Here is a 12,243-nt window from a genome sequence, read left to right on the forward strand (position 1 = left end):
TTCCTTTCTTGTGCGACCTGGCCTTAAGCGACCGGGCAGGGGTCGGGACCGGGCGCCGCCCGATCCCGAGCGGCCATCAGAACTTGAAACCGATCGTGCCGCCATAGGTGCGCGGTTCGAGCGCCATGCCGAACGACCACAGGCCCGCCACGGTAAAGGCATGGGTGGTGGTGCGGATATCGGCAAGGTTGCGCCCGAACACGCGCAGATAGGCATCAGTCTTGTTGATCTTGAAATTGAGCGTCAGGCTGGCATCGACCAGGTCCTGCGTCACCGTGCGCACGCGCGCATCGTTGCCGCTCACGATCTGGCCGGGCGTGCCGAGTGCCGTGGTGCCCGCCGCGCTCGATGCGATCGAGATCTGCTCGTCATAGGGGCTGATGTGCCGCCACGACAGCGAGCTGACCACGCTGCCGAAATCGGTGGGGATGGTGTAGTCGCCGCTGATCGAGCCCGAGAACGTGGGCGCATAGATCAGGCGGTTGGCGGTGTAATCGAACGGCGTGATCGTGGTGCCGACTAGGCCCCCCACCACGAAGCGGCGGAAGTGCGACTGCATCAGCGCGGCCGAGGCCGTGATCTTGAAGTTGGAGCTGACGCGCAGCGAACCGTCGAACTCGATCCCCTTGATCAGCGCGCCGCCCGGCACGTTGCTGGTGATCGTCTGGTTGCCGGTGGAGCAGGCGCACGGGATCGTCGTGTTCTGCTGCATGTTCTTGTAATCAGAGATATAGCCGGCCAGGTTGATGTTCAGGCGGTGATCGAACAGATCAAGCTTGGCACCCACCTCATAGGAGTCGAGCGTTTCGGGCTGGAACGGCCGGGTGGCATAGTTGGCGTCGCCCGCGCGCGGGCTGAACCCGCCGGAACGATACCCGCGCGACCAGCTGGCATAGAACATCGCATCGGAATTGGGGCGATAGTCGATGCCCACCTTGGGCGTGAACTTGGAGAAGTTGGCCGAACCGGGCGGGAATGGCGCCCCGAGGAAGCCATTGGCCAGGTACTTGTAATCGTGCGACCAGCGCCCGCCGAACGAGAGGCGTACCTTGTCGATGATCGCCCAGTTGAAATCGGCAAAGGCGGCATAGCTTTCCGACTTGGCGTTTTCGATCTGCGGCGCGGCGTCAAACGTGCACGGCGGGGTGTTGGGGGAAAAGCCGAACACGCGCGAGCACTGCTTGAAATCGTACTTGCTGTTGAAATAGAACCCGCCGATCACATAATCCAAACCCTGGATCAGGTTGCCGGCGGCGCGCAGTTCCTGGCTCCACTGCGTGTAGTTCTGGATACGATCGACGTAATAGAGATCGGTGGACGAACCGTCGAAATCCTGGGTCTGCCGCTCGGCGCTGTGACGCCAGCCGGTGATCGAGGTCAACTTAACGCTGCCCAGGTTATAGTTCATTTCCAGCGTGGCATCGGGGGCGTGATAGGTGCTGAGCGCCGGCTGGCCAAACGTGGTATAGAGATCGGTGGTGGTGTTGCGGTTGCATTCCTGCGCCGGCTCGAACGCGCAGAACACTTCGCCGGTCTTGGCCAGGTTGCTCACCACCGGCACGAACGACTGGATCACGTTCTCGATAGTGAACTGCGCAGTGAAATCGGAATCGGCCGGCTTGAACAGGATCGTGCCGCCAAAGCTGTCACCCTTGGAGGCGCCGTCAGAACGGTTGTAGGTGGCGTTGTGATAGAAGCCGTCGCTCTGGTTGTGGAAGTACCACAACTTGAGGCCCAGGGTTTCGCCATTGCCGAAATTGCCGATCGCCTTGCCCGACCAGGTATTCCAGCGACCATAGGTGAACTCGGCCTTCATGCCCGCGGTCATGGTCGGCTTGCTGCGCGTGATATTGACCACGCCGCCGATGGTATTGGCGCCAAACAGCGTGCCCTGCGGCCCGCGCAGCACTTCGATCTGGGCAATATCGAACGCGTCCTGCAACTGGCCGGTGTTGGTGCCGATGGTCACGCCATCGACGACCACGCCGACCGTCGGCGTCTGGCTCTTTTCGATGTCGGCATAGGTCAACCCGCGGATAGACAGGTTGGCCGCCTGGGCACCGGAATTCTGCTGGGTGATCAGCAGGCCGGGCGCCGCGCCCTGCAGATCGCCGATGTTCACCGCGGCCTTGTTTTCCAGCATCGCGGCATTGACCGCGGTGATCGCCACCGGCGTGGTCTGCAGCGATTCCGCGCGGCGGCGGGCGGTCACGATGATGGCGTTGGTGTCTTGCGAGACGGCGCTATCGGCCTGCGGGGCAGCATCGGCCGCCGGCGCTTGCGGCGCAGGCGCCCCTTCGGCCAAGGCCAGCCCGGGGAACAGCGGCACGCTGACCCCGGCCAGAAGCACGCACGCAGCACGATTGGCAAAGCAGCCTTTCATCCTCTCACTCCCCCAGTATCTTTATCCCGCAGGGTTCTTGCCCCTTGATGATGGGAACCTATGCCGGGGAGGGCACGCACACCTACTGCAACAAATCATAGGTGCTTGCCCCGGGGTTTGGGCCAAGCTGCAAGCACATGATCGGGGCTGGCCAAGGCAGCCCCGCCGGATTGGGAGAGCAATGATGAACCCCCTGGAAAATCGCCGTTTCCTGTTGCAACGGCGCCCACACGGCACACCACAGCGCGATGACTTCCACCTGGAAACCGGCGCCGTGCCAGCTGCCCCGCAAGGCGGCATGGTAGTGCGCAACCATTTCATCTCGCTCGATCCGGCGCAGCGCGGATGGATGGACGATGCGCCCAGCTATATGCCGCCGATCGCGCTGGGCGATGCCGTGCGCGCCACCACGGTGGGTCGGGTGCACGAGTCGCGCAATCCCGATTTCGCGGTGGGCGACTGGGTGCTGGGCCTTAACGCGATCGAGGATTATTCGGTGGTCACCCCCGGCGGCTTCACCAGCAAGATCGACGTGTCGATCGTCGATAGCCCCTCGCGCTATCTCTCGGCCGTGGGCGCGGTGGGCCTGACGGCCTATTTCGGGCTTACCGATGCAGCGGCACCGCGCGCTGGAGAAACCCTTCTGGTTACAGGTGCAGCCGGGGCAGTGGGATCGATGGTGGGTCAGATCGGCAAGATCCTGGGCCTTAGGGTCATCGGCATTGCCGGCGGCGCGGAAAAGTGCCGCCGCCTGGTGCAGGACTACAGCTTTGACATGGCAATCGACTACAAGGACGCGCACGGGGCCAAGCCGGTCGACGCCCTCTCGGCCGAAATTGCCGCTGCCGCGCCGCAGGGGGTGGATATCCTGTTTGAGAACGTCGGCGGCGATGTGATGGATGCGGTGCTGATGAACCTGGCGCTGCATGCCCGCGTGGTGCTGTGCGGGTTGATCAGCGAATACAACGCCCCGGAAAAGATCGGCATTCGCAACCTGTGGCAGGTGATCGTGAAACAGGCGACGATCAAGGGTTTCCTGATCGCCGGCTATGTCCCCCGCTTTGCCGAAGGCGGCGCGGCCGTGGCGCAATGGATCGGCGAAGGGCGCCTGCGCGTGGACGAGGATATCCAGCATGGCCTGGAAAACGCCTATGACGCATTCATGCGCCTGTTCACTGGCGCCAACACCGGCAAGCTGGTGCTGGCGGTGGAGTGATGGGCGTAAACTCTCTCCCCCTCCTCTTCAGAGGAGGGGGTCGGGGGGTGGTGGAAAGGTAGTGTAAGGCTTCGCACCACCCCCGACCCCTCCTCTGAAGAGGAGGGGAGAAATCGCTTCACCCCCCAAACGCACAATCCCCAAAACCTCAGAACTGCACACGCTTGGTATAGCCGCCATCAATCACCACATTGGTTCCCGTGGTGAAAGACGATGCCGGGCTGGCCAGGAACACCACGGTGCGCGCCACTTCTTCCGGCCCGCCCCAGCGGCCCAGCACGAACTGCGCCTGCGTGGCGGCATAGAGTTCGGGCATGACGCCCTCGATCGCTTCCCAGTTGCCGCCGGGAAAGCGGATCGGGCCCGGTGATACACTGTTGACGCGAATGCCCTTGGCGCCCAGAGCCTGGCTCAGCTGTCCGGCATGCACCAGCAGCGCGCCCTTAAGCGCGTTGTAGCCTTGCGGCACGATGAAGGTTTCCACGCCGGCCGTGCTGGCCGTGACCACGATGCTGCCCTCGCCCGAGGCGGCGAGCGCCTCTTCCAGCACCTCCACCCCGATGACCAGGCCCATGATGTCGTAATCCAGGCTCTTTTGCCAATCGCCCGTCGCGCCCGCGCCGCTGGTGGAGATCATCGGCACGAAGATATCGCATCCGCCCAGCGCGTCGCGCGCCTGCGTCAGCCACGCGCGATAGGCATCGTGGCCGCTTTCCATGTCGAATGCGCTGCCAAATACCTTGCCGCCATGCGCGGCCAGCGCGGCGGCGGTTTCGGCCACCTGTTCGGCATTGCGCGAACAGAACGCGACATCGGCGCCTTCTGCGGCGAACAGCTCTACCGTGGCGCGGCCGATGCCCCGGCTGCCGCCGGTGAGGATTACCTTTTTCCCCTTGAGTCCCAGATCCATGTTCTCGTTCCTTTCGGACGCGCACGCCGCGCCATGATAGCAGGATCAAACTGGCGCATCGCCCCGGCCGCGCTCCACTGCCCTTTTGGAGAGGAATGGCCTGCGCGTGCCTGTGTTAGCAAGCGGGCAAACGTCATGCGGGAGAGAGCGATGGGCAGGTTGGACGGCAAGCGCGCCGTGGTTCTGGGCGCGAGCAGCGAAGGCAACATGGGCCAGCACATCGCGCGCCGTTTTCTGGACGAAGGCGCACAGGTTCTGGTCGCCGGGCGCAAGGAAAGCGTGCTCGCCGATTTTGCCAGTGCCCATGCGTGCCACTGGGCGGCGTGCGACATCACCAGCCCGGAAAGCCTTGCCGCGATGGCCGATGCGGCGGTTGGCGCGATGGGCGGGGTGGATATTGCCGTCAACGCCACCGGCTGGGGCCTGCTCAAGCCGTTCCTCGATACCACGCGCGACGAACTCGATACCATCACCGCGCTGCAATACATCGGCCCGTTCCAGTTCTACCAGGCGATGATCCGCAAGATGGCGCGCAGCATGGGCGGCACCGGCGGCAGCCTGATCCAGATCAGCAGCGCCACAGCCACGATCATGCTCAACGATCACGCCGCCTACATGGGCACCAAGGCCGGCACCGACCATGTGGTGCGCTGCGTGGCACACGAATTTGGCGAGGAAGGCATCCGCGCCAACTCGATCTCGCCGGGCCTTACCGAAACACCGATGACCGCCGAGGCCAAGGCCGTGCCCGGCCTGTTCGACAGTTTCCTGGCGGGCTATCCGCTGGGCCGCATCGGCACGAGCGACGATATCGCCGCCGCCGCCGTGTTCCTGGCCAGCGACGAATGCTTCATGACGGGGGAAAACCTCCAGGTAAACGGCGGCCTTACCTTGCGGCGCAACCCCACCCGCGCGGAAATGGCCGCGGCCATGGCCAAGGGCGGCTGAAAAAGACCGCCCGCTGCCATCTGGTTTCGCTCGGTGTGCTGCGCTAGGCAGGCCTGATGCAAGCAAGCCATGATGACGACGCGCCCGGAACCTGGACCGCGCAAGGGGCCAACCACGCCACGCGGGCGCAACGGATAACCGGTGTCGTTGCCATCGTGCTGCTGGCGCTGGCTGGCCTGTGGACCTTGCGGATGTTCCTGCCCGCGCTGGGCTGGGGCGTCATCCTGGCGGTCTCGCTTTGGCCGCTCCACGTTACAGCGGCGCAGCGCTGGCCACGCGGGCAGAAGCTGGTCTTGCCTGCGGTGTTCACCCTGCTGGTGCTGCTGGTGTTTGTCATCCCGCTGGTCATGGTCGCCGCCGCCGTGGCGCACGACAGCATGGCCGTGACGCAGTGGCTGGCGCAGGCCCATGCCCAGGGCGTGCCGGTGCCCGATTTCGTGGCGCACCTGCCCTATGGCGATCACCTGGTCGCCTGGTGGCAGCAGACCCTGGCCACGCCCGAGGCGATCGATCGCCTGTCGATGCAGGCACACAAGCTGCACTTCACCTCAGGCGAAAAGATTCTGGGCCTGGTCGCGCATCGCGTGCTGCTGGTCAGCTTCATGCTGCTGACGCTGTTCTTCCTGATGCGCGATGGCGCGCGGGTGGCCCATGCCTTGCGCATCGGCACGCGCCGCGCCTTTGGCGAACTGGGCCTGCGCGTGGCTGATCAGGCAGTGCTGGCGGTGCGCGGCACGGTCAATGGCCTGATCATCATCGGCTTTGGCGAAGGCGTATTGATGGGCCTGGCCTATGGCTTTGCCGGAGTGGACCATGCCGCGCTACTCGGCCTGCTCACCGCGCTGCTGTCGGCCATTCCGCTGGGCGCGGTGGCGGCGGTGGTCCTCGCCGCTGCCCTGCTCGCCGCGGCCGGAAAGGCGGCGGCAGCAGTAATCGTGCTGGTCTTTGGCAGCGTGGTGATCTTCGTGGCCGATCACTTCGTGCGCCCGGTGTTCATCGGCGGGGCCACGCGGCTGCCCTTCCTGTGGGTGCTGCTGGCCATCCTGGGCGGGATCGAAACCTGGGGCCTGATCGGGCTGGTGATCGGGCCGGCGCTGATCGCCGTGCTGATGCTGCTGTGGCGCGAATGGGTTGGCGCGCACCAGGGCCCGCTCAACCCGGCGCCGGAAGCGTCTCTGCCGCAATGATCTGCGCGATCTGCGCGCGCAGCTGATCCTTGCGCACCTTGCCCGCCGCCGTGCGCGGCAGGGCCGCGATCATTTCAAAGCGTTCGGGAATCTTCTGCCGGGCAAGGCCACTGGCCGCCACGTGCGCGGCCAGGTCAGACGCCGCCACAGCGCCCCGTGCCACGATGAACGCGCAGACCCCCTCGCCCAGCCGGGCATGGGGCATGGCCACCACCGCGCAATCGGCCACGGCCGGGTGCGTGGCCAGCACCTGCTCGATCTCGGTCGCGGAAATGTTTTCGCCGCCGCGAATGATCAGGTCTTTCTTGCGCCCGGTAACGGTGATGGCGCCGGCGGCGTCGCGCACGCCCAGGTCACCGGTGCGGAAAAAGCCCTGCGCGTCGATGGCCTTGGCGGTTTCGGCAGGATCAGTATAGCCGATCATCATCGCCGGCCCGCGCGCGAGGATTTCCCCCTCGCGCCCATCGGGCAGATCGTGGCCGGCTTCATCGACGATGCGCACGGCATAGTCGACGATGCGCCCGTCGGTCTGCGCCGCGCGCGCAGGATCATCGGGCCAGCCAAAGCTGACCAGCGGCACTTCGGAACTGCCGAACACGCGAAACGGCGCGCAGCGGGCAAAGGCTGATCGCGCCTCACGGATCACCTCGGGCGCGACGGCCGCGCCGCCGCAGGCAAAGAAACGGAACGTGGGCAGGGTCTCGCTCGCCGCGCGCGCGGCGGCGGCCAGCTCCACCAGGAACGGCGTGGCCGCCACCGTGCCAACCACGCCATGCCGCGCGATCAGGACGAGCGCCTCCTGCGCGTTCCAGCTTTCCATCAGGACCGTGCAGGTGCCCATCACCAGCGGCATTTCCAGGCCATTGGCAAAGCCCGACACATGCGTGACCGGCGATGGCATCAGCACCGCCTCGCCCGGTTTCAGCCCCCAGAACGCGCCGCTCTGGCCGATCACCCGGCCCAGCGTGGCATGGCTGTGCAGCACGCCCTTGGGCCGCCCCGTGGTGCCCGAGGTATAGAGCACCATCTTCACCGCCATGGGATCGACCACCACCCGTGCATCGGGCAGGCTGCGCTCGGCCGCCACCAGGCTGGCAAGATCGTCAGGCCCCTCGCCGCGCACGGTGAACACATGCGTCAGCGCGGGCAGATCGGCCTGCACCCGGGCGGCCATGGCAGCGTGGTCCACCTTGCGGAACACCGTGGGCACGAACAGCGCGCGGGCCGCGCCATCGCCCAGCATCATGCGCATTTCGGCATCGCGATAGATCGGTACGATCGGGTTGACCACCAGCCCGGCGATCACGCAGGCCAGGTTCAGCACCGCCGCCTCGCGCCAGTTGGGCAACTGGAACGCCACGACATCGCCCGGCACCAAGCCGCGCGCGCGCAGCGACGCGGCCAGTGCCTGGGCATCGGCCCACAAGGCGGCAAATGTCAGCGCGCCGGCATCATCGACGATGCAGGGATCATCGGGCCGGCTGAGCGCCAGATCAGCGGCGCGATCGGCTATCGTCTGATGCGGCCACAGCCCCTCGCGCACGAATGGCGCCTGGTGCGCGGCCGGAACGGCGGGCCAGGATCGGGCAGGTTCACGCGCTGATTCGCCGCTGTCGTTCATCATCCTCGTCGCCTTGCCCGTTTTGCGCTTGTTCGCCGGTTAGCGGGCGCCTGTCCACTTGGCCAAAATGCGAGGAACCTGTCACCTGTCCCAGCTTGGCAAGGCGATCTGCCTGCGGCAGCTTTGCCCGATAGCGTCACAAGCAAAACAGGCAGGAGAGGCCGCAGATGAGCAATGAACGGGCCGAGCGGCGCCAGCGGATCGGCGATATTGCCGAGATCATGCTGGATTACGTCGAGCACAACAGCACCTACCAGGCCCAGCAGGTGGCGCGCGTGCGCACGGCCACCTATACCGATCCCGATCAGTGGAAGGCCGAGATGGAACTGGTGTTCCGCCGCGTGCCGCTGATGCTGGCCTTCACCGCCGAACTGCCCGAGCCGGGCAATTACAAGGCGATGGACGCGATGGGCCTGCCCGTGCTGATCGTGCGGGACAAGGCAGGAGAGGTGCGCGCCTTCCTCAACGTCTGCTCGCATCGCGGCGCGCCGGTCGCTTCGGAAGGGCACGGCAAGTGCGCCCGCTTCACCTGCAAGTACCACGGCTGGACCTATGGCCAGGACGGCAAGCTGCTCGGTGTGTCGGAAAGCGCCAACTTTGGCGATGTCGACAAGGCCGGCCTCGCGCTGCGCGCGCTGCCGTGCGAGGAACGCGCGGGCATGATCTTCGTGGCGCTCACGCCCAATGCCCCGCTCGATCTCGATGACTATTTCCAGGGCTTTCTCGAGGATTTCGACAATGTCGGCTTTGCCGATTGGGCCTATCTCGGCAGCCGCACGATCGAGGGCGCCAACTGGAAGATCGCGTTCGACGGCTATCTCGAAGGCTATCACTTCGCCTCGCTGCACCCCGCCACGATCGAGCCACGCACGCCATCGAACCGCATGTTCTACGAAGGCTTCGGCCCCTCGATGCGCATCGGCTTTCCCCAGCACCGCATTGCCGAGGCGCTGAAAGACGTGCCGCGCGAGGATTGGGGCGACCAGGAAAACAACGGCTTTGATTTTGTGCGCATCCTGTTCCCCAATGTCTCGGCGTTCCTCGCGCCCGAAATTACCCAGGTGGCCCAGCTGTTCCCCGGGCCGACGCCCGATCGCAACCGCACCGTGCTGCACTATCTGCGGCGCGAGCCGATCCGCGACGAGGCCGACCGCGCCGCGGTGGAGCAGATGATCAACTTCTTCCGCGATGTGACCTATCAGGAAGACTACGTCATCGGCATGGAAATCCAGAAAGGCCTGGAAAGCGGCGCGCACGACAACCTGGTGTTCGGCCGCAACGAACGCGGCAACCAGTATTTCCACGAATGGCTCAACTGGTATCTGCAGGATGATGCCACCCTGCCCAAGCCGGTAATGTGAGAGGGCGGCGAGCATGACAGTCCAGGACAACAAATCGCGCTATTCGCCCGATTTCGACATGCCGGTGCGCGGCGACACGATCACAGCCGATCGCTATATCTCGCGCGACTGGATGGACAAGGAAGGGCAGAATCTGTGGCCCAAGGTGTGGCACCTGGGCGGAATGCTGGCCGAACTGGAGGAGGAAGGCGACTTCATTCGCCACGATTTCGGCAAGGATTCGATCCTGATGATCGCCCAGGCCGATGGCAGCGTGCGCGCGTTCTACAACAGCTGCCCGCATCGCGGAAACCGCCTGGTGCTGGGCGATGCCGGCTCGCTGCCGCGCATCACCTGCGGCTATCACGGCTGGCAGTTCACTCCCGATGGCCTGCTCGCCAAAGTGCAGGACCCGGATGATTTTGCCGGCGGCAACCCCTGCGGCAAAGTGCACCTGTCGGAACTGCGCTGCGAAACCTGGGGCCCGTTCGTGTTCTGGTGCATGGACGATGACGTGCCGCCGCTGGCGCAGTGGATGGCGCCCTTGCAGGAACGCCTCGCCAACTATGGCTTGGATAACTGGGTGCGCGTGCTCAAGCTATCGTGCGACGCGGAATTCAACTGGAAGGTGATCCGCGACAATTTCAACGAAAGCTACCACCTCCCCACGATCCATCCCGAACTGGCCACGTTCATCAACGACGGCCTGCCCACGACGGTGTTCGAGATGTATCCCAGCGGCCACAACGCGATGTGGATGATCGGCCACCAGGCCACCACGCGGGTGGACTATCACAGCGCCGAAGTGCCTGCCCCGCTCGATGATATCGCCCGCGCCTGGGGCATCGATCCGGCCGATTATCAGGGCCGCACCGGCGAAATCCGCGCCGCCGTGATCGCCGCCAAGCGCAAGCTGGGGCCAGAGCGCGGCTATACCATGTACGAAGACATGACCGACCAGCAACTGGTGGACTATTTCCACTGCACGCTGTTTCCCAATCTCACGCTCACCATGTCGCCCGAACAGATGCAGGTGCTGCGCACCGAGCCGCATCCCACCGACCCGGAAAAATGCGTGTTCCAGCATTGGTGCCTCTATCCCCCGGTCAAGGGCATGAAAGAGGTGGTCACCCCGATCGGCACCGTGCCGCTGCGCCACGATGCCGTGGCACGGCACAGCCGCTATGGCGATGGCGTCTCGCTGGGCTTTGTCGCCGATCAGGATCTCTCGATCGGCACCACGCAGCAACAAGGCCTCAATTCGCGCGGCTTCAAGGGCTGTATCCTGCCCGGCCAGGAAAAGCGCATCCAGCGCTTCCACGAACTGCTCAACGATTACGTGGCCAGCAAGGGCCCGGTGCAGCCGGCATGACCTATCCCCCGCCGCCCTGCCCCGCAGACGTGCGCCTGGCCCTTGCCGATCTGCTCACCGCCTATGCCATGGCGGTGGACGATATCGGCAATGCGGCCGGCGTTGCCGCGCTGTTCGCGCCCGATGGCTGCTATGACCTGACCAGCCTGGGCATGGACCGGATCGTCGGGCGTGCAGGCATCCAGGGGTTCTTCGAAGCCGCCTTTGCCACCATGGCCAGCAACGCCCACTTTGTCGGCAACGTGGCACTCGGCGCCTATGACGCCACCGCCGGCACCGCGCAGGTCACGGCCTATGGCCACGCCTTCAGCCTGGGCACCGATGGCACCCTGCTAGAGGTGAAGGCCCGCTACGCCTTCGACCTTGCCCAGCACGAGGGCACCTGGCGCATCGCGCGTCTGGGCATGACCATGCTGCTGCCCCCGGTCCACACCCCGGCGCCCTGAACACGATCCTCCCCGCCCAGCGGGGAGGTGGCAGCCCGCAGGGCTGACGGAGGGGCGCGGTCTCGAACATCGCAGAGCAGGACGGCACGCTGTCCTCCACCCACACACAAAGACGCGAAGAACACCGCAGTGCCTTCGCGCCTTTGTACAAATCGCAATAGCGTCGGTGATCAGGTCGGGTTCTTCAAATAGGCGATCACGTCGGCGCGGTCCTGGCCCTTGGGCAGGCCGGGGAACGTCATCTTGGTGCCCGGCACCACGCGCTGCGGCTTTTCCAGGTACTGGAACAGCTTTTCGGCGGTCCAGGTAATTCCACTGCTCTTGTTGGCGTTGGAATAGGCAAACCCGGCGATGGAGCCAGCCTTGCGACCCACCACCCCTGCGAGCGAGGGCCCGATCATGTTCTTGCCGGGCTCGGCCGAGTGGCAGGCCTGGCACTGTGCGAAGATCTGCTTGCCGTGCACCGGATCGGCGGTGAACGATGCCAGCGTGGTGTGATCGAGTGTGTCGGTGGAATCAGCCGCCGGCGCGGGCGTGCTGGCCGCTGCGGCCGGGGTCATCGATGCCGCTGCAGCGGCCGTCGTGGTTTCGCTGGCAGCTGGCGTCTGTTCCGCTGCCGATTTGCTGCCGCCGCCACCACACGCGGCAAGCAGCAGCGTGGCGGTGCCCAGTGCAAGATAATGAACCTTGGATATCATCTGCATCCTCCGTTTTGTTTTATGAGGCTGCGCGTCACACAGGACGGCGGGAAACTAGAACGTGTCCGATAGTGCCACGCAATACGGCCGTAAGGGCAAGAACATATCATCGCCAGGGTGCG

The 12,243-nt window shown here is 65.1% G+C and carries 10 protein-coding genes; 6 read left to right on the forward strand and 4 right to left on the reverse strand.

The genetic code is table 11. From position 1 onward, the window contains the following. Positions 1 to 76: 76 nt before the first annotated feature. Complete coding sequence (locus FHW97_RS08825; protein ID WP_370525368.1) at positions 77 to 2,350, reverse strand: TonB-dependent receptor; 2,274 nt, start codon at positions 2,348 to 2,350, stop codon at positions 77 to 79. 217 nt (positions 2,351 to 2,567) lie between these two features. Here FHW97_RS08825 and FHW97_RS08830 point away from each other — a divergent pair, with 217 nt between their 5' ends. After that, on the forward strand, positions 2,568 to 3,599 hold the full coding sequence (locus tag FHW97_RS08830; RefSeq protein WP_028658060.1) for an NADP-dependent oxidoreductase: 1,032 nt from the start codon (positions 2,568 to 2,570) through the stop codon (positions 3,597 to 3,599). Between the two features lie 148 nt (positions 3,600 to 3,747). On the opposite strand, the gene FHW97_RS08835 is transcribed toward FHW97_RS08830, so the two are convergent. Beyond that, entirely contained in the window at positions 3,748 to 4,509 is a 762-nt protein-coding gene (locus FHW97_RS08835; RefSeq protein ID WP_022677051.1) for an SDR family NAD(P)-dependent oxidoreductase, read from the reverse strand. A 150-nt stretch (positions 4,510 to 4,659) separates the two neighbouring features. Between FHW97_RS08835 and FHW97_RS08840 the strand changes: the two genes are divergently transcribed. Together FHW97_RS08840 and FHW97_RS08845 are read left to right on the forward strand one after the other, a co-directional pair. Continuing rightward, positions 4,660 to 5,457, forward strand: a complete 798-nt coding sequence (locus tag FHW97_RS08840) for an SDR family oxidoreductase (protein WP_168352202.1) — start codon at positions 4,660 to 4,662, stop codon at positions 5,455 to 5,457. A 56-nt stretch (positions 5,458 to 5,513) separates the two neighbouring features. Then, positions 5,514 to 6,644 (forward strand): AI-2E family transporter, encoded by a 1,131-nt coding sequence (locus FHW97_RS08845; RefSeq protein WP_062786538.1) that lies wholly within the window; start codon positions 5,514 to 5,516, stop codon positions 6,642 to 6,644. Here the strand turns inward: FHW97_RS08845 and FHW97_RS08850 are convergent. Next, positions 6,610 to 8,268 (reverse strand): AMP-binding protein, encoded by a 1,659-nt coding sequence (locus FHW97_RS08850; protein WP_253941694.1) that lies wholly within the window; start codon positions 8,266 to 8,268, stop codon positions 6,610 to 6,612. The genes FHW97_RS08845 and FHW97_RS08850 overlap by 35 nt on opposite strands. A 164-nt stretch (positions 8,269 to 8,432) precedes the next feature. Between FHW97_RS08850 and FHW97_RS08855 the strand changes: the two genes are divergently transcribed. The 3 genes from FHW97_RS08855 to FHW97_RS08865 are packed head-to-tail and all read left to right on the forward strand — an operon-like array spanning position 8,433 to position 11,423. Then, positions 8,433 to 9,626, forward strand: coding sequence for an aromatic ring-hydroxylating dioxygenase subunit alpha (locus tag FHW97_RS08855; protein WP_171798723.1), 1,194 nt, complete (start codon positions 8,433 to 8,435; stop codon positions 9,624 to 9,626). A gap of 13 nt (positions 9,627 to 9,639) precedes the next feature. Continuing rightward, positions 9,640 to 10,977 (forward strand): SRPBCC family protein, encoded by a 1,338-nt coding sequence (locus FHW97_RS08860; RefSeq protein WP_062786533.1) that lies wholly within the window; start codon positions 9,640 to 9,642, stop codon positions 10,975 to 10,977. Beyond that, on the forward strand, positions 10,974 to 11,423 hold the full coding sequence (locus FHW97_RS08865; protein WP_171798724.1) for a nuclear transport factor 2 family protein: 450 nt from the start codon (positions 10,974 to 10,976) through the stop codon (positions 11,421 to 11,423). Before FHW97_RS08860 ends, FHW97_RS08865 begins: the two co-directional genes overlap by 4 nt. Before the next feature lie 170 nt (positions 11,424 to 11,593). On the opposite strand, the gene FHW97_RS08870 is transcribed toward FHW97_RS08865, so the two are convergent. Continuing rightward, positions 11,594 to 12,121: a cytochrome c family protein gene (locus FHW97_RS08870; protein ID WP_148291759.1), complete on the reverse strand. Its 528-nt coding sequence runs from the start codon at positions 12,119 to 12,121 to the stop codon at positions 11,594 to 11,596. Positions 12,122 to 12,243: the final 122 nt, after the last annotated feature.

This window comes from Novosphingobium sp. SG754, assembly GCF_013149315.1.
Lineage (GTDB): Bacteria > Pseudomonadota > Alphaproteobacteria > Sphingomonadales > Sphingomonadaceae > Novosphingobium > Novosphingobium capsulatum.